The 21,700-nt window shown below is 47.7% G+C and carries 23 protein-coding genes and 2 pseudogenes; 20 read left to right on the top strand and 5 right to left on the bottom strand.

Annotation, left to right across the window (positions count from 1 at the left end):
• Positions 1 to 206 precede the first annotated feature (206 nt).
• Positions 207 to 3,722 (top strand): AAA domain-containing protein, encoded by a 3,516-nt coding sequence (locus tag VH187_RS18005; RefSeq protein ID WP_329702821.1) that lies wholly within the window; start codon positions 207 to 209, stop codon positions 3,720 to 3,722.
• A 166-nt stretch (positions 3,723 to 3,888) separates the two neighbouring features.
• Here VH187_RS18005 and VH187_RS18000 read toward each other — a convergent pair whose 3' ends face one another.
• The 4 genes from VH187_RS18000 to VH187_RS17990 form a co-directional block, all read right to left on the bottom strand.
• Entirely contained in the window at positions 3,889 to 4,830 is a 942-nt protein-coding gene (locus VH187_RS18000; RefSeq protein ID WP_329702871.1) for a glycosyltransferase, read from the bottom strand.
• A 669-nt stretch (positions 4,831 to 5,499) separates the two neighbouring features.
• Positions 5,500 to 5,904 (bottom strand): DUF7828 domain-containing protein, encoded by a 405-nt coding sequence (locus VH187_RS23490; RefSeq protein WP_414713990.1) that lies wholly within the window; start codon positions 5,902 to 5,904, stop codon positions 5,500 to 5,502.
• A 167-nt stretch (positions 5,905 to 6,071) separates the two neighbouring features.
• Positions 6,072 to 6,278: a helix-turn-helix transcriptional regulator gene (locus VH187_RS17995; protein WP_023296957.1), complete on the bottom strand. Its 207-nt coding sequence runs from the start codon at positions 6,276 to 6,278 to the stop codon at positions 6,072 to 6,074.
• Between the two features lie 84 nt (positions 6,279 to 6,362).
• Positions 6,363 to 6,950, bottom strand: coding sequence for a YagK/YfjJ domain-containing protein (locus VH187_RS17990; RefSeq protein ID WP_019106748.1), 588 nt, complete (start codon positions 6,948 to 6,950; stop codon positions 6,363 to 6,365).
• A 392-nt stretch (positions 6,951 to 7,342) separates the two neighbouring features.
• On the opposite strand from VH187_RS17990, the gene VH187_RS17985 reads away from it, so the two are divergent.
• The 17 genes and pseudogenes from VH187_RS17985 (at position 7,343) to VH187_RS17905 (ending at position 19,954) form a co-directional block, all read left to right on the top strand.
• On the top strand, positions 7,343 to 8,011 hold the full coding sequence (locus VH187_RS17985) for a hypothetical protein (RefSeq protein WP_329702820.1): 669 nt from the start codon (positions 7,343 to 7,345) through the stop codon (positions 8,009 to 8,011).
• Positions 8,012 to 8,107: 96 nt separating this feature from the next.
• On the top strand, positions 8,108 to 8,995 hold the full coding sequence (locus tag VH187_RS17980) for a GTPase family protein (RefSeq protein ID WP_329702819.1): 888 nt from the start codon (positions 8,108 to 8,110) through the stop codon (positions 8,993 to 8,995).
• 176 nt (positions 8,996 to 9,171) lie between these two features.
• Positions 9,172 to 9,579, top strand: coding sequence for a hypothetical protein (locus VH187_RS17975; RefSeq protein WP_058781950.1), 408 nt, complete (start codon positions 9,172 to 9,174; stop codon positions 9,577 to 9,579).
• Positions 9,580 to 9,583: 4 nt separating this feature from the next.
• Complete coding sequence (locus VH187_RS17970; RefSeq protein ID WP_329702818.1) at positions 9,584 to 10,066, top strand: hypothetical protein; 483 nt, start codon at positions 9,584 to 9,586, stop codon at positions 10,064 to 10,066.
• Positions 10,067 to 10,150: 84 nt separating this feature from the next.
• Positions 10,151 to 10,969 carry a DUF932 domain-containing protein gene (locus tag VH187_RS17965; RefSeq protein WP_108419161.1) on the top strand — a complete coding sequence of 273 codons (819 nt, stop codon included), beginning with the start codon at positions 10,151 to 10,153 and terminating at the stop codon, positions 10,967 to 10,969.
• Entirely contained in the window at positions 10,966 to 11,229 is a 264-nt protein-coding gene (locus tag VH187_RS17960) for a DUF905 domain-containing protein (protein WP_108419160.1), read from the top strand. Before VH187_RS17965 ends, VH187_RS17960 begins: the two co-directional genes overlap by 4 nt.
• 75 nt (positions 11,230 to 11,304) lie before the next feature.
• Positions 11,305 to 11,742: an antirestriction protein gene (locus VH187_RS17955; RefSeq protein ID WP_329702817.1), complete on the top strand. Its 438-nt coding sequence runs from the start codon at positions 11,305 to 11,307 to the stop codon at positions 11,740 to 11,742.
• Between the two features lie 12 nt (positions 11,743 to 11,754).
• A complete protein-coding gene (radC, locus tag VH187_RS17950; RefSeq protein WP_329702816.1) occupies positions 11,755 to 12,300 on the top strand; it encodes a RadC family protein in 546 nt (181 codons plus the stop codon).
• Entirely contained in the window at positions 12,297 to 12,518 is a 222-nt protein-coding gene (locus VH187_RS17945; protein ID WP_032680445.1) for a DUF987 domain-containing protein, read from the top strand. Before radC ends, VH187_RS17945 begins: the two co-directional genes overlap by 4 nt.
• Positions 12,519 to 12,543: 25 nt before the next feature.
• On the top strand, positions 12,544 to 12,900 hold the full coding sequence (locus VH187_RS17940; RefSeq protein ID WP_108419157.1) for a type IV toxin-antitoxin system YeeU family antitoxin: 357 nt from the start codon (positions 12,544 to 12,546) through the stop codon (positions 12,898 to 12,900).
• A 21-nt stretch (positions 12,901 to 12,921) separates the two neighbouring features.
• A pseudogene (locus VH187_RS17935) lies at positions 12,922 to 13,008 on the top strand (TA system toxin CbtA family protein); the annotation flags it as partial.
• A 149-nt stretch (positions 13,009 to 13,157) separates the two neighbouring features.
• Positions 13,158 to 14,141, top strand: a complete 984-nt coding sequence (locus VH187_RS17930) for an alpha/beta hydrolase (RefSeq protein ID WP_329702815.1) — start codon at positions 13,158 to 13,160, stop codon at positions 14,139 to 14,141.
• Between the two features lie 237 nt (positions 14,142 to 14,378).
• On the top strand, positions 14,379 to 16,130 hold the full coding sequence (locus tag VH187_RS17925; RefSeq protein WP_038256620.1) for a hypothetical protein: 1,752 nt from the start codon (positions 14,379 to 14,381) through the stop codon (positions 16,128 to 16,130).
• A gap of 709 nt (positions 16,131 to 16,839) precedes the next feature.
• Complete coding sequence (locus VH187_RS17920; protein WP_047173248.1) at positions 16,840 to 17,265, top strand: hypothetical protein; 426 nt, start codon at positions 16,840 to 16,842, stop codon at positions 17,263 to 17,265.
• Between the two features lie 145 nt (positions 17,266 to 17,410).
• Positions 17,411 to 17,800 carry a hypothetical protein gene (locus VH187_RS17915; RefSeq protein ID WP_000735025.1) on the top strand — a complete coding sequence of 130 codons (390 nt, stop codon included), beginning with the start codon at positions 17,411 to 17,413 and terminating at the stop codon, positions 17,798 to 17,800.
• A gap of 55 nt (positions 17,801 to 17,855) precedes the next feature.
• Positions 17,856 to 18,692 (top strand): hypothetical protein, encoded by an 837-nt coding sequence (locus VH187_RS17910; RefSeq protein ID WP_233426941.1) that lies wholly within the window; start codon positions 17,856 to 17,858, stop codon positions 18,690 to 18,692.
• Between the two features lie 221 nt (positions 18,693 to 18,913).
• Positions 18,914 to 19,954 (top strand): HNH endonuclease, encoded by a 1,041-nt coding sequence (locus tag VH187_RS17905; RefSeq protein WP_329702814.1) that lies wholly within the window; start codon positions 18,914 to 18,916, stop codon positions 19,952 to 19,954.
• Between the two features lie 811 nt (positions 19,955 to 20,765).
• On the opposite strand, the pseudogene VH187_RS17900 reads toward VH187_RS17905, so the two are convergent.
• Positions 20,766 to 20,969: pseudogene (locus tag VH187_RS17900) on the bottom strand (nuclease); the annotation flags it as partial.
• A gap of 81 nt (positions 20,970 to 21,050) precedes the next feature.
• Between VH187_RS17900 and VH187_RS17895 the strand changes: the two are divergent.
• Together VH187_RS17895 and VH187_RS17890 are read left to right on the top strand one after the other, a co-directional pair.
• Positions 21,051 to 21,290: a type II toxin-antitoxin system CcdA family antitoxin gene (locus tag VH187_RS17895; RefSeq protein WP_001118105.1), complete on the top strand. Its 240-nt coding sequence runs from the start codon at positions 21,051 to 21,053 to the stop codon at positions 21,288 to 21,290.
• Between the two features lie 2 nt (positions 21,291 to 21,292).
• Positions 21,293 to 21,601 carry a CcdB family protein gene (locus VH187_RS17890; protein WP_329702813.1) on the top strand — a complete coding sequence of 103 codons (309 nt, stop codon included), beginning with the start codon at positions 21,293 to 21,295 and terminating at the stop codon, positions 21,599 to 21,601.
• The last annotated feature ends 99 nt before the right edge of the window (positions 21,602 to 21,700 follow it).

Raw genomic sequence — 21,700 nt, 5'->3', positions numbered from 1 at the left:
GTTTTAATAAACAATGAGTTATGTGGGTTCTTTGTTAGCTTCCTTAACATTTTTTGTATGCTATCAATGTAGCCTGACCCGTTGCGATAGACAATTCTGCCACAAACAAATTATTGCGATCCCACTCGTATTGTGGACAATATTTCGCCATGAGAAAATTTTATGTCAAAGAAATCAATAATTTTACTTAAGCTGCGGGATAGTGAATGGATATTAATACTCAAGGATTCACTTCATACTGGCGTAATACCTTAGCTGATGCCGAGTCTGGAAAAGGGGCATTTGAGCGCAAAGATGAAGATTCATTCACGCAATGGATGGATGTCGATCAGGGAAGGTTGGGTGAAGAGATCGTGCAATCGTTCTTCAAGGGCGAAGACGAGCAGGTTAAAACCGTCGAGGTGTTGTTACGGCCGCAGGTATGGATCCGCCTGTTAAAGCATGGCAAGGAACGTACGGCAGGCGCACCAGGTATAGTTACGCCTCTGGTGACTTCCGCACTGTTGAACCGCGAAGGCTTTTTATTCCCCGCATCGCCTGCCACCATTCCCCGTGACCTGCTTGAACCTCTCCCTAAAGGTACCTTTTCTATTGGTGAAATGTCGGAATATGACAGATACAAAACCACGCATGATTCAATCACTTTTGGTCCCAGTAATGAGGATGAGCTGTGTGGGGAGACTGATGAACAACGAGCGGAACGATATGCTCGTTATCAGCAGTTGTGGCAAAAGTACCTTAAAGATGCAAATGAACTTTTAAAATATGTTGCTGGCAAATGGCTCGCATCACCTGAGCAATATGAACCAGCCGGTTATGGCTACATTATTAAAGCCAACCAGTCTGGCGGTGCCAGTATTCATATCCTGCCTATGTACGATCATCTGCTGTCGTGTAAAAAAGAGGTGCCATTACTGGCACGCTTTGCCGCGAAAGAGAAGTCTTCTGTTGAGCCGCTCCTAGCCAGTAATGCCATGTTCAGTGAGCGTCTGGGGCATTCCGGTGATAAATTTCCGCTGGCTGTGGCGCAGCGCGATGCCCTTAGCCATTATCTCACTCAACAGCCGGGCGATATTCTTGCCGTGAACGGTCCTCCGGGAACCGGGAAAACTACTCTGGTTCTCTCAATCATTGCTACTGAGTGGGCGAGAGCGGCTTTAAACAAAACCGAACCGCCGGTGGTGATTGCGACATCAACCAACAATCAGGCCGTTACCAACATTATCGAAGCCTTCGGTAAAGATTTTGCTACCGGCACTGGGCCTATGGCTGGGCGTTGGTTACCTGAAGTAAAAAGCTTTGGCGCTTACTTCCCGTCTTCGGGACGGAGAGCCGAGGCGGTAAAAAAATACCAGACGGAAGACTTTTTTAACCGTGTTGAATCCCTTGAATATGTTGAAGATGCCCGGTGCTTCTTCCTTGAAAAGGCAAGGGCAGCTTTTCCGAATAAGGAATGTCATTCACCTGAACAGGTTGTGGATCTCCTGCATCAGCATTTGGTTGAACTCTCTGCAGAGCTTGAGCAAATTGAACCTGCTTGGGATGACCTTAACGCAATCCGTCAGGAGCGGCATGCCATCAGTGACGATCTCGAACAGTATATTCAAGATAAGAGAACGTTACTGCTCACTAGAACAAATGAAATCTCGCTATTAACGCAGGGCAAAAAACAGTGGGAACAATATCGAGCCGGTGAGTCGATCATGTTTGCTCTCTTCTCCTGGCTTCCCGCCGTTAGTATTAAGCGTCACTATCAAATGAAGCTGTTTTTGGAGGCTACGTTTGGCGAAAGAATGACATCATTCCAGGGTTCTCTGCCTGATGGCGTTGATGCATTTATCGATGGTCTGATTGCTCAGGCGCTTAAAGAGCAGGCTGAGTATCAGCAGCAGATCGAACTTGCTGAGGACGTTTACCAACGTGAAAACGAAGCTGCCATACGCTGGCGCGAGATTACCCATTCGCTGGGGAATCAAAGCGAGGCGGAGCTGAGTCTGTGCGAAGCCGATGAGCTTGCAGATACACAGCTCCGTTTCCCGGTGTTTCTGTTGGCGACGCATTACTGGGAAGGCCGGTGGCTGATGGATTTGGCTGCTATCGATAACCTTCAAAAAGAAAAAGGTCTCAAAGGGGCGAAGGCCATTAAAGCCCGCTGGCTGCGTAGAATGAAGCTCACCCCTTGTGTCGTGATGACCTGCTTTATGCTTCCTCACCATATGCTCATCAGGGAGCATGTTGGTGGCAAGAAGTTTGATGATGGCTATTTATATAACTTTGCCGATTTGCTGATTGTCGATGAAGCGGGGCAGGTGTTGCCTGAGGTTGCGGCAGCTTCTTTCGCACTGGCGAAGAAAGCCCTGGTGATTGGCGACACAGAACAGATTGCGCCTATCTGGAATAGCTTGCCCGGTATTGATATCGGCAACATGGTTGAGGAGAACATCCTTCCTGGTGGTACTCAAGAAGAACTTACCGAATCTTATGCCCTGGTGTGTGACTCAGGCAAGAGTGCTGCATCTGGCAGTGTCATGAAGGTCGCTCAGTTTAATTCGCGCTATCAATATGATCCGGACTTTGCTAGAGGGATGTACCTGTACGAACACCGTCGTTGCTTCGATAACATCATTGGCTACTGTAACACCCTCTGTTATCACGGAAAGTTGCAGCCCAAACGAGGTGAAGAAAAAGAGACAATATTTCCTGCAATGGGATATTTGCATATTGATGGTAAAGGTATGCAGGCCAATGGAGGAAGCCGTTATAACGCCTTTGAAGCTGAGACTATAGCTGCGTGGCTTGCTGCGCACAAAGAGGAAATCGAGCATCATTATGGCGAACCTTTACATAAAGTAGTGGGGGTTGTTACCCCATTTTCGGCACAAGTCAGTACGATTAAATCGTCATTATGTAAGCTGGATATTAATTGTAGTGGCGATGAAAATTCGCTGACAGTCGGTACTGTACATTCATTGCAGGGGGCGGAAAGGGCTATTGTGCTTTTCTCACCTGTATATTCAAAGCATGAAGATGGCAGTTTTATTGACAGCGACAGCAGCATGCTGAACGTTGCCGTTTCACGAGCTAAAGACAGCTTCCTGGTATTTGGTGATATGGATCTGTTTGAGATCCAACCCGGATCGTCACCACGGGGATTGCTGGCGAAATACCTGTTTGCTTCCACTGATAATGCATTGCAGTTTGAGTATCAGGAGCGCCGGGATTTAAATACCTCGCAAACGCAGATTTCAACCCTACACGGGGTGGAGCAACATGATGCGTTTCTGAATCAGACTTTTGACGCTATTAATCAGAGCATTACTATTGTTTCTCCGTGGCTCACCTGGCAAAAGCTGGAACAAACAGGTTTTCTGGCATCGATGTATCAGGCGCGCGCCCGTGGTATTGATATCACTGTAGTAACGGATAAAACGTTTAATACAGAGCATGCAGATTTTGAAAAGCGCAAAGAGAAACATCAGCGCCTAAATGAAGCAGTGGAAAGGTTGAATGAAATGGGCATCACGACGAAGCTGGTTAACCGTGTTCACAGTAAGATAGTGATTGGTGATGAGGGGCTGCTCTGCGTCGGTTCCTTTAACTGGTTTAGCGCTACGCGCGATGAGAAGTATCAACGATACGATACGTCGATGGTATACCGTGGCGAAAGTTTAAAAAGCGAAATTAAAACGATATATTCCAGCCTGGAACAACGTCAGTTGTAATTATCAAGTATCGTTTTCCAGGTTAATTTTCGAGACACCACCAGGTAACATTGCTTTAGAGATGTTACCTGGTGATGACATACGGCAATATTTTGTAGCTTTAGGACTACAATTGTCTTGCACTAAGAAGGTTAGACGGTGCCAACAGAGCATTATTTTATGCACGCTATAAAATATTACGCATTAGCTTGATAAAGAAAAATATGTCACTCAGGCTGCTAATGCCTTTGAATAAACTGACAAAGGATATATTTTTGTTGAAACTGGTTTTAACGCTGGAATTATCCATAACCTTTTTCCGATATAACCCCAAAAAGTGACGGGCCTCCACCAGCGCATGTCTGTACAAAAATAGCTTTATTTTTTTGTTTTGTTCCTGTTCCGCTAGCTGGGTAATTTCCGCGATCACTTCAACATAGCTTATGGCACGAATATCGTAGAAATCCGGCCGATGCGTGATAGAGGTCTTATTGCTGATATAGATATAGTCCTTAACATCCAATGCGCAGAACCGGCCATTGTTCGCCGCAAGATTAACCGTCCACAGAATGTCTTTATGGCTCCTGCCGGGCTGGAAGCATAGTGAATACTGTCTGATATAGGATGACCTGACCATTTGCAGCCACAGGTAATGCGGCCATTCACCGCGTGTAACACAGTGTCTAATCCACTCATGACCTGAGAGAGTAGCCTCATAGGGCTGCTTTCGATGGACTGCTCTTCGATGGTGGTGGTCAGCATCAGAATGCCAGCCATTGAAGATCATGACGTCGGCCTGCAACGCACTAGCTGCTTGCCATCTTTTTTCAATGAACCAATCTGCTATATCGTCGTCCGCATCAAGGAGTATAACCCACTCTCCCTGGTGCAAGGCTAGAGCAGTATTTCGGGCAGCATAGACACCTTGATTGGCCTGCTCGATCAGAATGAGTCGGTCATCATGGATTTGACGAAGAACGTTGGCTGTTCCATCAGTAGAACCGTCATCGACGATGATAAGTTCAATAGCCACGTGGGTTTCGCTGAGGATTTTATTAACCAGATTACCAATGGTCTCAACGGCGTTGTAAGTAGGGATAATGACACTAACGTCGATTTTATTCTTCATCACGAGTAACTATTTCCCTTCATCGTCATCTTTAAGCCTTCTGATCGGGATAATCCGTCTTTCCCTGATTTCCTGGTCGATATCAAACAAGCACTCGTCGCAGAATTCTTTATCGAGTGAGAGCCATCGCTCAAGGACACTTCTTTTTTTGTTGCAACGTGCGCATCTCTTCATCTTTCCGCGTCTTCGCGACCTCGTAATTTGGGATACATGGAAAATGGGCGTAGCAAGCCTCGGCTAGATAACTAACCGTAATAAAAGGCTTTTCTGCGAGTAAGTTAAGACAAGGATAACCAGGCAGGGCGCATGAAAGATAATCGTTTTGATAGATCAGTTTTTCGATATTGATCGTTGGCGCCGATCGATAACAAGTGTGGTTAAGCGATAGGTATGTCCACGGAGTCAGTCCATGAAAACGAGCGTTTTGCTAAATGGAATGCTCTTGAGAATGCGTCTGTATCAGCGCAGTAGCCACCAGCATCAGCACGTTGCCAGACATGGACCACGTCCGCAAAGGGAGACTGTATGGGCAGCTCCGAACTGACAGGCCGAGAAGAAGTGAATGATGTTCATTGTCAGCAGTTACATCTCGGTTGGGCAGGAGGGCAATAGATCTGAGCATAGCGGAATGCATATGCCCTCCTGATTCGCCAGACCTCTGGCAATTGGCTAGCGCGATATCGTATAAACCCACTCGCCGCAATGGGGGCATTTCTTGCTGCCGTAGTAGGAACGTTCACATTGATTGCATCGCCATAGTCCTCTTCGGGTATTCAAAGGACCTCGTAGGCCAGCGTAACCTGCAGGTGGTTGTTTTCGTCTGTGACCGGCGCTTGTCGATGCTGGTTGCTTAGGTTGACGCATTGCGTAGCGGCAGCTCTGATTTTTGATTCTTTCGCTGCGATTATGTCGGGAGTGAACAAACATCTCATTCCCTGACCTATCTTCCTCGATAACAACCTCGGCATGACAGGAATCGCATAGCAGTCGTCCCCGATAATCCAGAGGAAGTTCTTCTGGCGTCACCCACTCACCGTCTTCGGTGATGGCGTGTTCAATGGCACGGAATTGCATCATGACGATGCTTCTCGTTGTGCCGATTCAATAAGCATCTTTAGTTTCATAGTAAGGGACCTTCGCCATACAGCACGCAGGCGAAAGCCGCCTATGTCAGGCAGTCTGGCAAGTATGCTGTGGGGGAATTCAGATAAACATGAGAGGAGGTAAGGTTTGATTTGATATCACTGGCGGGATTGGTCGATACGCTGCTGTAGCCAGGCTTCTACTTCGCTTTGCAACCAACGAGAGCTTCTGCCCAGCTTAATGGGCTTCGGGAACTCGCCGTTTTTTATAAGGAAATAAAACCATTTGTCCGTCAGGCCTGTGAGCTGGGTGATAAACGCCATCGTCACCAGTTGGTCGTTAAGAACGTTGTAATCAGTTGTCATCGTTTTTCTCCTTGAGTGAATGGGAGAAGGAGCCAGGTATGGGGAACGCAGACTCCTTCAAACGATGAGGCACTGGCGTATTTTTTAACTGACCTTCCGCCGTCTGCCCGCTGCCGGTGGAGCAGGGATGTCACTTAACTGGCAGATAACGCCCAAAGTCTTCTGCTCCTGCTTGCTGAGATAGCTCAAGATGTACTGCATACTCTTGCGGCCCTTAATGTCGTCGTAGGGCGTTACCCATTCACCCCGTGCTCTGTACTCCTCCCTGGGCTCGCACCGGTGTGTATGTCCTTCTCCCCATGTCACGTATTTCCAGGTATCCCTGAGCGTTTCATAGACGGTCCATGCACGGCGGTGTTTCTGACCATTGAGGTAAAACGCCGCATGGATGTGAAAACCATGTCGCTCGGTATGCTCCAGTACCCATGCGTAGCCCACCAGCCCCTTAATATCTTGGCTACGTTGAATCAGTAAGGTGATATCGGCCACTGTAGAGTGAATATCGCCCTCACCATGGGAATCACTGTCCTGCAGATACGAGAAGTCCACCCGTAGCATCAGCAGCTTGGAATAACGCTCAAATAATTGATCCTGATGACGTCGCAGCTTTCGGTTCAGGGTCGGGTGCTGAACATAGCTAAGATTGATATCGTTAATGTCGCGGTATGACATGTCTGGTTCTCCATGTGAGTGTAATCGTCATGGGAATGGACATTGGCGTCAGTTTTGAAATGGGATGCAGGTGAGCGGCATTGTAATCTCAGTACAGTACTGGTTACTTAACTCGTGGTGTTGGTCCGGTGAGAAGGGGGAATAGTTATGAAAGTGCTTCTCTATAAAATATCATTTTATTCCTTAATTAAACGCTCGTCCTTCAGGCTGATGAACCGCCGAAAAGGTAAATCCATCGTTGTTTAAGGCCCCAATGGAGGTAGAGAACCTCCCCGCCGATAGCCACCTTGCTGTATAAATTTTGCGCAAAAGCTGCCAAGGGCTAATGCATTGACTTATAATGATTTAGCTATAACATGTATGTTAATTTACATAACTTGTATGTTTTAAAAATGAACAGCTACTACTCAGCTCGCCAGGCCAAAAGCATCGGTAAATCCTTTACGACATTATTCCAGAATCTTTCTGCTGACGGCTCGGTCAAGGCTCTGAAATTCTCTTTTGTGATAACACCGCTGGATGGGAAGACTGCTTATCATGACGACAGAGGTGCTGAGCATTCAAAGAAGGTTCATCTTGCTCTGAAGCTGTTTTTGAACCACATGCGGGTGCTTAAATATGGGAAGTGCGTTGCCGGGTATTCATGGCTAATGTGCAACGAAAAGCGTGTAAACCGACCCTATATTTATATGCTGTTTTACATAACCGGGAGCACTGGCGCCGATAAAGTTGCGGAATGCCTGCGCGATTTATGGATACGTTCGGTTGAAAAGGCGAGCCTGAAAGAAGGCTGGTACGGTTACCCGGTGGTGTTCAACTATAATCTTGAATTGGGCAACAAGGTTTTTTGCAAGGGTAATCATGCACTACTGGATGGTAATGTCGAGTGTCAGAGCGGATCATTCATTTTCGATGACCTTTGTGGCGGTACGGCTAATTTTAAAATTAGCTCGGATAATCCGAAATTGTTCCTGAGTTACCTGGGTTCACTCAGATTGAGCATGCGCTCAATTTCTGGTGTGAGAGCATGGGGCTGCTCGCAGCTAAAAGATAAAAACTAAAAAAATTACAGTTATATATCATCTTACTGAATTCCCTTCCGTATCACTTCAACAGGCCATCCACCCGGATGGCCTTTTTGCTATCTGGAATCTGCCATGAAAAAACCTTCAGGTTATGCCCTGATTCGCCGTCACCTGCGGCGCTATCCACGTTCTTTACGCCAGTCCTTAATCCATGAGCTGGACCAGCTTGTTACCTGCGAACCGGTGATTGGCATCATGGGCAAAACTGGCGTCGGCAAATCGTCGCTTTGTAACGCGCTGTTTCGCAGTGAAGTCTGTGCTGTTAACGCGGTTGAAGCCTGTACCCGTGAGCCTCAACGGGTTCGTCTGCGCTTTGGCTCTCACTATTTGACGCTGATTGACCTGCCCGGTGTGGGAGAAAGCCTGCAACGTGATGATGAGTACCGCGAACTTTATCAGGAACTGATGCCACAGCTTGATATGGTGCTGTGGGTGTTAAAGGCGGATGACCGCGCCTTCTCGGTAGAGGAGCAGTTTTATCAGACCGTTTTTACCGGGTACAACGGGCCGCTGCCGCCGTTGATATGGGTACTGAATCAGGCGGACAAGACCGAACCGGCAGAGCAATGGAACTGGTCTTCCGCGCAACCCTCAGTGCTGCAGGCTGAACATATTGCTCAGAAACAACAGGCTGTCGCGCGCCAGCTGGGAATTGCTGAGCGTGATGTGCTGGCCATCTCCGTCAGGGGGCGTTACCGGCTTTCGCGCCTGGTGGAGGCCATGATTACCCGTCTCCCAAAGCAGGCCCGCAGCCCGCTGGTATCGCACCTTCAAACCGGCTATCGCACTGAAGTCGTTATCAGCAGCGCCCGCACCGGCTTTGGCGAGGCGGTCGTGGAGGTTATTGATCGCATCATTGATTTGGCCCAGCTGCCGCAGGTTGCCCGCTCGGCCCTTCAGGCCGTGACGCATACCGTGGCCCGCGCCGCCCGCACGGTCTGGTCCTTCTTCTTCGGTTGACTTTCTCCGTACATCTCACATTTCGATAAGTTTTTTCGTTCATACACGATCGAAATTCTCGATCGACCCGATCGGATATCTTCATTATCCAGGCGAAAAACCCGCTTATAAAATCCCCGGGCACACATTCACTGAGTCAGCGCGACAGCGCACCTGTCGCATCACAAGGAGCCAATATGAACATGTTCTCTGCTGCCGCCGCTGTAATGGCGTTGATGGCAGGCCTCGTCTCATCTGCGGTAAGCGCAGAAAATGACGTCATAAAAGTCGATATCCAGAAAAGTGGTTGGGAGTGCAATGACTGTGTCTACGTCACTGTGACTGCCCGCACGGAGCGGATTCAGATAAAAAATATCGATGTAAACCGGGGCAAATGCCCGCAGCTGAAGCAGGGCGTGACCACCATTCAGGGTCAGAAGATGGAGGGGTGGTGGCCCAATAAAGACCCGTTTACGCCCCGTACGATGCAGTTTGCTGACAGCCTGACCTGGCGATTTGGCAACACGCTCTGGCAGAAGGGTATTACCTGCAATGTTATTGAAGCCCGGATATTCACTGACCTGGGCGTATTCACTTACAGCTGAAACCATGATGAAAATAAAACAAACGACCCAAAAGATTGTCTCGTTGCTGATACTGGCCTGCCTCGCAATGAGCGCCAATGTGTCTGCGGCACCCGCCGGGAATGAGTCCCGACTGATTACAGATGAGGCCGGATATCTGGTCTGCCATCGGTGTGGCCCGGACCACAAGGACAGCTACCTGATGGCGAAGTATCCGGCGGGCTCGCGGGAGAAATCCGTGAATTATCACCTTGTCCGGGATATGAGCCGCTACACCATTCTGATGTCTTCGGATGCCCCGGCGACTGCGGCGAATCAGACGCCGGATTTCTGGTACATCGATAAGCAATCATCCACCCCGGCGCTGAACAGCATTGTCTTTGACGATGATAATTCGGCACTGTCATCCGCAGAGCACATCACCGTGACGGAGGCTGACGGCCAGGCCCGGCTCAACGTTATCTGGGTGAACGGGAAGCGGAACATCTTCATCCTCGATAATCCTTAAACCCCATCAGATCAGCATCACACCCGACGCCCTGCTCATTCGAGTGGGGCGTTTTCTTTTGTGCCTTCAGATAAGGAAGCAACTATGAAATTAGCCAGCCGTTTTGGCGCGGTGAACCTTGTTCGCCGTGACCGCCCGCTCACCCACGAGGAGCTGGCGCACTATGTGCCGAGCGTATTCAGTGAAGACAAGCATGAATCCCGCTCAGAACGTTATTCATATATTCCGACCATCACCCTACTTGAAAATCTGCAGCGCGAAGGGTTCCAGCCCTTCTTTGCCTGTCAGACCCGTGTGCGGGACCCCGGCAAGCGCGAACACACCAAACACATGCTGCGCCTGCGCCGTGAAGGGCAAATCACCGGTAAACAGGTGCCGGAAATTATCCTGCTGAACAGTCATGATGGGTCCAGCTCCTATCAGATGCTGCCGGGACTGTTTCGTGCTGTTTGTCAGAACGGGCTGATATGCGGGGAGAGTTTTGGAGAAGTACGTGTGCCGCACAAAGGCAACGTGGTGGAGAAAGTCATTGAAGGGGCATACGAAGTGCTGGGAATATTTGACCAGGTGGAGGAGAAGCGCGATGCCATGCATTCACTCCTGCTACCGCCACCTGCTCAGCAGGCGATGGCGAAAGCGGCACTGACTTACCGTTTTGGGGAAGAGCATCAGCCGGTCACGGAGTCACAAATTCTTGCGCCGCGCCGCTGGCAGGATGAGAGCAATGACCTGTGGACCACGTATCAGCGTATTCAGGAAAACCTGATTAAAGGCGGTCTGTCCGGTAGAACGACCAAAGGCAAACGGGCCCATACCCGCGCAGTGAAAGGCATCGATGGGGATGTGAAGCTCAATCGTGCCCTTTGGGTCATGGCTGAAAACATGCTGGAGCTCGCATCATGACCGCGCAGAAAGAAAAGGGCCAGAGCCTGCTTCCGGCCGGACCTTTTACCCGCCAGCAGGCGGAGTACGTCACCGCGGCATACCAAAACATCTTCATAGAGGATGACCAGGGAAGCCATTTTCGGCTGGTTCTGCGCGATGCGGATGGCCGAATGCTGTGGCGGGCCTGGAACTTTGAACCGGAGGCCGGGACCGGGCTTAATGCGTACATCCGGGACTACGGCATCCTGCAGGGCCCTCTCAGCCGCCTGCCTTATTAACCACATTGCCACGCATTCATTTTTCCCCTGACCCGCCAGCCTGAACCGCTGGCTTTTTTATTACCGGAGAAACCCATGACTGACACCACAACTGAACTCACCATTTCCGCCGCTGTTGTTGCCGACGAGCAGCGTACCCGCTTCTGGCCGCAGCACTTTGGCAGCATCCCGCAATGGATAACACTTGAGCCCCAAATCTTCGCCTGGATGGACCGTCTGTGTTCCGATTATCACGGCGGCATCTGGACCTTTTATACGCTAAACAACGGGGGCGCGTTTATGGCCCCGGAGGCTGATGAAGACAACGAAGAGAAATGGACGCTGTTTAACAGCATGAACGGTAACGGGGCTGAACTCACCCGCGAAGCGGCGGGGCTCGTCGCCTGTCTGATGACATACAGCCACCACGCCTGTCGCACCGAGTGTGACGCAATGACTGAGCATTATTATCGCTTACGTGACTGCGCGCTGAATCATCCAGAATGCAGCGCCATTATGCATCTCATCGACTGAGGAATACTGAACATGAATACCGTTTTATCCCTGGTATCATCACAATCCGAACTCTTCCCCTTTACGGCGCTACCTAAAGCGCCTGCTGAATTACTCCCGATGACGACCGGCATGACGCCTTATGCCCGACGTACCATTCGCCGCGCTATCAGTCTGCTGGATAAATATTTGCGCCAGCCTGGTATAGCCTTTACCTCAAGCACAGCTGCCCGTGACTGGCTTCGGTTACTGCTGGCGGGACAAGAACGGGAAGTGTTCATGGTGCTTTATCTCGATAACCAGCATTGTTTACTGGAGAGCGAAACGCTGTTTGCCGGTTCGGTTAACTGGGTTCAGGTTCATCCGCGTGAGGTGGTGAAGTCAGCGCTTCGCTTCAATGCTGCAGCTGTCGTACTGGCGCATAACCATCCCTCCGGCGATCCGGAACCCAGCAATGCCGATCGCCAGATGACTGACAAACTGAAGGAGGTGCTGAGATTGGTCGATGTGAAAACGCTCGATCACCTGGTTGTAGGTCAGGATGACATTGTGTCGTTTGCAGAGCGAGGGTGGATATGAAAATCATCAGTAAACGTCAGGCAATGGCCTTGTACCGACAGCATCCGGGCTCCCGGCTGTTTCGCTTCTGTACCGGCAAATATAAATGGTCTGGAAGTATCTGCCATTATGCTGGCCGGGAAGTTCAGGACATACGCGGTGTTCTGGCCGTGTTTGCTGAACGCCGTCAGGACCGCAATGGTCCCTATGTCATACTTAGAAGTGTCACTCTCAATTAATCCTTCCCTTTAATCAGGAACAATAATGAACAATCACTCAGACCCCGGTACCAAACCGGAGAATCCCGCCTGTCAGCAGTGGGGGCTTAAACGCGCTATTACACCCTGTTTTGGCGCTCGTCTGGTACAGGAAGGCAGTCGGGTGCATTTTCTCGCTGACCGCGCCGGGTTTAACAGTGCTTTCAGCGATGATAACGCGCTGCACCTAGATCAAGCCTTTCCGTTGATACTCAAGCAACTGGAGCTGATGCTCACCAGCGGAGAACTCTCTTCACGGAATCAGCACTGTGTCACGCTTTACCACAACGGACTCACCTGCGAAGCCGATACGCTTGGTAGTTGCGGCTACGTATACATCGCTGTTTATCCCACTCAACTTTAATTTCTTTCACGAGAGCCATCAATGAAGTTTCTACCTGCAACAACTCTGCGTGCAGCGAAGTCATGCCCGACACCTGTCGCAATCTGGCAAATGTTACTTACTCATTTGCCATCGGCATAGTCTTTATCAAGATGAATGTAAACGGTGACTTAGAGTCCGCTTCGTGCCAGCAGCGGACTTTTCTAATGCCGCTGGAGAGCAGGCCATATTTATAATATAAATTGACGGGTACGCTGAATTTTACAGGAACATCTCCGATGAATATTGCCGCCTCCATTGCCCTTTTGAGTGCTTGCCCATTTGTGAGTCTGGCAGCAGTACCGGTGACCTTTTCCGAAACTGTCCTGGATGCCGCAGGGCCAAAAGGCCCTTTGAAAGGCACGTTACTTACCCCGAATTCAAAACCAACAGCCGTTGTTCTTATTGTTCCAGGCTCCGGACCGACCGATCGGGATGGAAACAACCCGCTTGGTGTGAATGCATCGCCTTACCGATTTCTTGCTGAAGGCCTGGCTGCCAAAGGCTTTGCGACGCTTCGTATCGACAAACGTGGAATGTTCGCTAGCGCAATGGCCGTAAAGGATGCCAATTCGGTGAAGATTGCTGACTATGTTGACGACGTTCGATCCTGGGTAGACGTGCTTAGACGTCATATGCACACTCCCTGTATTTGGGTTTTAGGACACAGCGAAGGGGGCGTAGTCGCACTTGCCTCAGCTCAAGAGAAGGATATGTGCGGCGTGGTTCTTATCGCAACGCCCGGGAGGCCGATGGGCGAGGTGTTGAGGGGGCAACTTAACGCTAATCCGGAAAACGAAATGCTATTAAAGCAGGCACTGCCGATAATTGATGCTCTGGAGCATCGGCGGCGAGTCGATATTACGAATGTGCACCCAGCACTACAAAGTCTCTTTAATCCTGCGGTTCAAGGGTTTTTGATCGATGCGTTTTCATATAATCCGGGTCATCTCATTTCGAGTATTTCCAAACCCGTGTTAGTACTACAAGGGCAGCGCGATCTCCAGGTGGAAGAAACGGATGCAAGACTGCTTAAGGCCGCGAATCCTCAAGCGTCGCTGGTTATACTGCCCAATATGAACCATGTTATGAAAGAGGTGACTTCGGACGATCGCATGGCGAATATCGCGTCATACGCTGAACCCGCGCTCCCTTTAGCTCCCGGTTTAATCGACTCGATTGAACATTTCCTGATCCACAACTCACCTTTTCCCGAAAAGTAACAGTTGCTCAGCTCTCGGCGGATGAACTCCCTCATGTAGGGTCTGCTTAGTGCCAAGAGCAGACAGTTTGAAAAATAACTGTGCTACCCAGCAACAGGTACATAGTAGTTTCTGTTTTTATAAATTTTACAGCCCTGCAATGATTCTACGGACAAAAGTAGGTTAGACACAAACCATCCAAAATGGATATGATTACTGTGTTAGCAAAAACTCATGGTTATCACGGAGGGCTATTAAGTGCTTGATTATTTATCAAAGCTTCCTTTACCGGCTGAGCAAATACCTCAGGGTTTAAAGGATCTATTATTTGTTGAAGACAATTCTAACCCCCAGCGAGAAGTTACTGTAACCCATCGGTACGAAAGAAATAAATATCAAGATGATTATGATTACACTCATATGATCATGGCCGTAGTTCCCGAGGATGATGTCGCAAATCTAAGTGTGTTACGTGAATCCTGTGAAGGTGTCGTCACATTTTCCACGCAGGACTGCACAGAGAAAGGTGGGGCTTGGGGTACAGATATATCTATCTCCGGTTATGGGTATATTGTAGCTTCTTGGGGATCAAGTCTTCACTACTCCTTTTTTTTGGCCGAAGATGTCTGGATGAAACTGGGATTGAAACCAAGACTCATAGGGGATGATGAACAAAAAGTAATTTTTGATGAGGTTTCTTCGCCATCATATGGAGTCGCACAAGGCGATGTCTCAAGCGAATATTATTTCAAAAGCAACAAAGATGTTAAATGGACGATGAGGAATGATTACCTCAGAAAATATTTATGGATGAAAGGTTGTGTTGGAGTAAAAGTTTTCTTCTTCGAAGCCTATATCGAACGAACTAAAGAGGTACTCGAACTCTTATCAGGTTCTAATCACTTTAGAATCGAACTTCCTTGGATTGAATTTGAAATAGTTGATCATACAGATAGGATATTGCTTCAAGCATGGGGAACTGTTCAATCTGTTCAGCCAGAGCTTTGCTTTGAATTAGACGTCAACACATTAGTATGGCCCGGTCACAAGTCACCGATGACAATGTCACGAGCGACCGATTATCGTAGTGGCGAATACGTATATGTTGATGATGCTTTTCTTACTAAATATGAGAAAGATAAGACATACGAAGCCATCCCATTTTTTGATGGTAATCACTATCATGCAAACCCTAGCTATGGCGGGCAATGGGCATTTAGAGACTGTGTCAGAGTCGGTAGAAACTTAGTGAAAATACCTTTTTATGAGCTTTACCGAGGAGTTCCAGAAAAGGAAATATATCATGTGTTTGATTATGCGAAAGACCAAAGCCTTATTGATACTAATTCATTAGATGATGAGCATATTGTTTCTAAGACTTTTAGATTTGCTAGAGAACTAGCTGAGCTTAATGAAAACCTAGTATCTCTGGGTAGAGTTTTAGATGTTCCCCTGTCGAGTTCTGATATTTTTGAATACAACAAAGATGAACTTGATGATGAAGGTATTAGAAACTATCCTGTACTGCAAAAGCTTGCTCATGTAGCCTCAATCGATATGCAAGAGCAAGATTTCCTGGCTAGATGCAAGACTATAAACGAGATCATTAATAAGATTAAAACTGGTTCATTAAAGAAATTAAGTATTGCTATGGGTGTAAAGGCTAAGGATATTGAGAGATTGCAAACGCTAAAATTATTGCAAGGAATATTAAACCTTACAGGGTTTATTAATGAACAAAATGAAGAGCAATCCGCGCTAAGACATGCCAATGAACTTGCAAATTATAATTCATCCAATCATACGTTAGCAGCTCTATTTATAAATAATGACTTGAGGAACGCTGAAGCTCATGAAGCAGTCAATAAATCCATTGAACATTTAGCTAGTCTTGGTTTTGATAGTGCTACTTTGGCATCAGGTTATAGCCATGCTTTAGATTTTATATTTGATCAAGTCATTGAGAGCTTGAAGAATTTTAATGCAACTTTAAATGAAGTCCTGCATTAATGTTAAAGTGCAATATAAGCTTTAGATGATATTCTAAAGCTTTTTATTCAGTTAATACTTATTGGTGCTATTAACAAGTAATTTTTATGTCTTCTGGAATCTTTGTGCAGATAAAAGGGGCGTTAGTAATACATTCAACAGTTGCGGACTAATTGCTAATGTCCGCTCCTCGCTCAAAGCGGCCATATCAAATGTATGCAGGATAGGACTGGCTAGCAGCAAGAAGAAGACGGTTGGGCATCTGGCCCACATGAACGGCGGGTCCCTGAACGCAATTTTCGCTCACATGATTGTCGCTTTTGAAATGCAGCGTGAACCACTCGTGGCCTGCCATTGAGTTACTCCTAACTTCAAAAAAACTTTATGATGCTCGATCTGGCGGAGAGGGCGGAAGGACGTTATGAAAAGTGACTATCTATAAGCTCAGAGTCAGCAGCAGCCAAAAAGTGCTGTGAATGTAATTGATGGGGTATGCCTCATTTCTTAGGGGCAATGCAATCTCCACGCTAGCAGTGTGTTTGCCATTACATGCTTCTCTCGCTACGAAAAGCGATAAGTTACGCGCGTTACTGACGGCAGGAATCGTGTAAAAATCACTTTTGCTGAATGAGAGTCACCGCGAGTCTGCGCTGAGGTCCGTGACGCTTTGATTAATCCGCTTAGTAAGACAGTGACTATTCCTCCGATTCGTCATAAACAAGGAAAGACCATGTTCGGATTCTTTAAAAAGAAAAAATCTGACGCTGAGACCGGGCAAGGTCCACGACTGACGGCAAACCAGTTTATCGCGCTGACGCTGAGTGATGAAAAGCTGTCGATGCCCGTGTACCTGCCGGGGATCCGCAGTGAGGCCGAATGCGACGAACTGGGGTTATGGCCGCTCATCTACATCTGGAATGTGGATCGTGCCGCTGGCACCTTCAGCCTATCTGTTAACGGTAAAGCCATTGCCCACCTCCTGGAGCCTTTTGTGCCCCGTGAAGACCCTGCGTACGTTGAAATACGTGATGAGGCGATGAAGGTCATCTCCGAGGCTTCTACGCGGTCAGTGCTGGCGATGGTAGAAAAAACCGGCCTCATGCCCGATGTTTTGTTCGCGTATGACGCTGAGGATGTACAGCAGGAGCAGGGCTGACAGTCGGGGAGTGTCTGAGATTACGTCAGGGATCCTGTTAGTCACTGCTGTCATCGCAACGCTAAATTCTCGTCAAGAAATACTTGAGGTTGCCGAAATATACACTAAGCGTTATTCATGAACATAACCAAAAGGATGGATCCGTATGAAGAAACTCCTGCTTCTTGTTCCGCTCGTGTTTGCTGCACCGGTGCTGGCTTCCGAAGTGACGGTGGGTCAGGTTTGTAGGGCTGCTTCAGCGGCGATGTTCGGCCGTGACCACAAAATCATGCAGCTGGACAAAGTCGAGTCAGGTATTGCTTACGTACATTATATCCGACAGAACGATGGCACCCGCTGGGCCATCAAGTGCAAACTTATCGGCAATCAAGTGATGTGGGCATCTGACAACCCTGACAGCACTGGTCGCTGGCGGGATGATCCTGCAGACAGCACAGTCAAATATGCTGTTGAGGGTAAAAAAATCATTATTACTGAGGTCTACAGCGACGGTTCGAGTAGCTTTAATTCTTATCCGTTGAAGCAACTACAGTGATTTAATCAATACATCGTTACTCGTCGGTGCTTGGCTGTTAAGGTTCATTTCATAGGTGAATGATAATATGTTTGGGAGCAGAACAAATTTAGTAACCAAGTGGTTTACAGTTTTCGAAGCAAAGAAAACCCCCGACAGAATCCCTCTTTCTCGCGCCTCCATGCAAGACGCCGACATGTATGAAGTCTATCTACGTAAAGAAGGAAAAGACAACGGCTATTTGTTCGTTAGGAAGGATGGTAACAAGCTTGAGGTGAAAGAATATTGCGAGGAAAGAGATTCATTCTGTATCCCAACTATCCTTTACCTTTCAGAAATCACGCCTGAACAAGTATATGGTACACATTACTTTCAGGGTTACCGAATTGATTTTAACGATCTAAATCATCTTGAAAAAGTCGCCAGCCGAAAGTTCCTCAATGATATAAGGAAAGACCGCAAGAAGGAAGAGAAGCAACAGAAAAGGTATAACGAGCAAGAACGACGTGTTAACGATCGCATGGATGTGCTCAACGCTGTTATTGAGCTGTATATGAAAGACGGAAGTCACCATGGCCTACCAAAAATTGCAACCCGTATCCATAGTTTCCGCTGGGAACTGCATCCGAGGAAAGGAGAAATGAAACGTGAACTCGAGCTTGTACTCGAATCCTTTGTATTGGATGGAGAGCTGAAAAAAGGTGAACATGGTGGCTATAGACCGACAGGTAAAGCTTTTACAACACTCGGCGAATACTCCACACAGTCACGAAGGCATGCAGAAATCAGCAAGCTCCAATCTGGTACAGTTAGGGCTACAGCATTAGCTGCGATAGCAGCAATTGCTAGCGCAACGCCTGTCATAATGCTCTACCTAGCAAAACTATTTAATACAATTAAGGCGCTACTTTAATAATTTCATGCCTTTACTATAGTAGATTTGTTTTCAAAACATTAGATGTTACACTTCAGAGAAACAACTCCTGTGACTATAAATACCGCTCTCTCTTGGCATACACCATATCTAGCGTTTCGAATCTAATATCATAGTCCTTTCAACTCTATCGCAACTTTTCACTCTGAGTAGAAAGGTTAATAACAACTGGCTTTTATCAGATCATACAGGTTTATACGATGAGTATGAGGCAGAAAGGATATCCAAACGGTCCCCTGGTGAGAGCAATATGGGATTGCTGTGATGAGCTGTATGAGCGTTTAGGCCGCGTTCCTGAAAGACAGGAACTCTTGCAGGAGATGAAGCTACGGGAACCCGCGAGGGCAGGTCTAAGTACTTATGGAAGACAGAGAATTGAATGGAAGCTGTACCACGATTTTGAAAGCACGGAGAAAGCAGATAGTTGCCTTAATATTATACCCGCGGAATTTTTAGAGCCACAGCTACGCCGAGTTGTTTATGCCGTTACACAACTGGGGGAAGTTTCGATTCCACAGGTCATTGAATGGCTTGATTTTAGCAACGCCCCGCTAAAGTTGAATGAAATTCGATCACAATTCCAGGCGCTCACCGTCAATGATAATCAGCGTGCACGATATCGTGCATCCCGTACCAGCATGGTTAGCGATCAGGGGCATTATATGGACAAGCTCTTCCGCACCGGAAAAGGGAGGGCGACCCGCTATGTTCTTTATGATCCAAACATACACGGTGTCTGGGATATTGGCGATGACGGAAAAACGCCAGTAGAGATTGTAAAACCTACTTTCCTAGAGAGGTTAAGGATTTTGCATGAATGTACTGATTGTCCTGAGTTAAAACTGGAGGATATGCGTGCAAGAGTGCTGAGGGAAATTGTGGATCGTGAAGGTCAGCCTATCTTTAGGAAAAGACTACTGGATGCCTACAATCGAGCATGTGCAGTTACCGACTGTGCGATCGCTGAATTACTTGAGGCCGCTCATATAATTCCTTATTCAGGTGCCCAGCATTGTAAGGCCATGCACGGAATACTTCTCAGGACCGATATACACACGCTATTTGACAAAGGGCTGCTTTGGATAGAGCAGAACTTTAGGGTTAGCCTCGACCCTGGGTTACTAAACAGTGAGTACGGTCATTTACAGGGTAAATTAATGAGATTGCCGGAGGCACGAATGGATCGCCCACTTAAGGCTCATCTCGCCTATCATCGTGCGCTTTTTGTAAATAAATTATGATGTTATATTGAATGCTCGAAAGCAAGTTTGACCTGCTCCCCGTTGATTGACATACGGCGTGATGTTAGTAATGTCTTAACCAGGTGTGAGAACAATTGCGAACTTCCGCTTCTCGCTCAAAGCGGACCTTCGGTTCAGTCAGAATGTCCGCCCTGTGCCAGAAGTAGTCAATGCTAGTATTGTGATATATCGAACAACGAGTGAAGGCTAGGGTATATGACGGTAACTAGGGAAAGCATGAAACAATGGATCATCGAGTGTCTTCAGAAACGGGGCGGTAGTGCTTGGCCACGTGAAGTCTCAAAGTATGTATGGGACAGCTACGAGGCTGAGCTTAGGGATTCCGGCGATATGTTGTATACGTGGCAATATGACATTCGTTGGGCCGCTCAACAATTGAGAAACGGGGGCACTCTGAAACCAGTTAATAGACGCAGAGATTTGCCATGGGAACTAGCATAGTAACAGTGAGTGTTCGTTTTACACCGACAGCTGACTTTGCCCTGAGGGAGTTGTTGCCTCTGAAGAAAACGTTCCTGCCTGAATCTTGCTTCGACAGCCATATCAGTGTTCTACTGGTATGGTTTTATACCCACTCGCGATGTCTATTTTTTATACGGATTTTAACTTGTGGGTACAAGTGCGGGTATAACTAATTATCCCTGCTTATAAACCACATTGATATCAGTCTGTTGGGTGTGAAATTCGAGTCCGGCCTTCGCACCATGCAGATACAATCAAGTCGCTCACGAGCGGCTTTTTTTGTGTCTGGAATTCAGTGTTTGCAAGGTTTTTCGCGCTTTTTCTCTCATTAAAATTCGACGCTCCAGTTTCCGAAATATCGCTTCAGCATCTCAATGGTATGTCGCCACCTTGGTGATGTCGGCCTACACACCGTGTTGCGATTACCGAAGAAACCAACCTCGCTCACTGCCTCTTGTTCGCCGCAAGATTCAAGCCATTTAACCGAGACAAAATGTTCTGATTTATCGGAATCATCGACGTTGTCTCGATAACAGTGGCTCATTGCCATTTGCTTAAATCTTCTCCATACTAGATACATGTGTTTACTACACGTGTAATTTAAGGAGGCTTTATGCCGGGCATGAGTGTACGACATAAAAAGACAGTCAGCGTCACGCTGGAGCCTGCACTGCTTCAGCAGGCCCGTGATGCAGGTATCAATCTGTCTGCGGTGCTTACCGCGGCACTGAAAGAGGAAATCAGTGCCACAGGCGTTGAACGCTGGAAAGCTGAAAACAGAGCGGGTTTGCAGGAGCTCAATCGTATTACTGATGAGCATGGCCTTTTGTCGGACGATTACAGGACGTTTTAACCATGCAATATGTGGTTTATCGCAATAAAGGAAACAGCAAGGCTTATCCCTATTTACTTGATGTGCAGAGCGATATTATTGATGAGCTGCATACTCGCATAGTTATCCCATTGTTTCCTGTGAGCAAACTGGTAACAAATCCCGTTAAGCGCCTGACACCCACTCTGAATGTGGAAGGGAATGATTATCTGGTGATGACGCACGAAATGGCGAGTATCAGGCTTTCGCAGATTGGGGATGCGGTGATAGATGTTCGTTCCCACAGGCAAACCATCAAAAATGCTCTCGATTTTATCTTTGACGGGTTCTGAATGGCCTGAGAGATGTTCACCATTCAGCCGCTGTAGCAGGGGAGTACTTGACGCGCTGGGGCAGGTGTAAGAGCGAAAGTTAATGTTACAGTGGTGGGC

The sequence above is a fragment of the Scandinavium sp. genome, assembly GCF_036271055.1.
Lineage (GTDB): Bacteria > Pseudomonadota > Gammaproteobacteria > Enterobacterales > Enterobacteriaceae > Scandinavium.
This window is presented reverse-complemented; position numbering and strand designations above follow the sequence as displayed.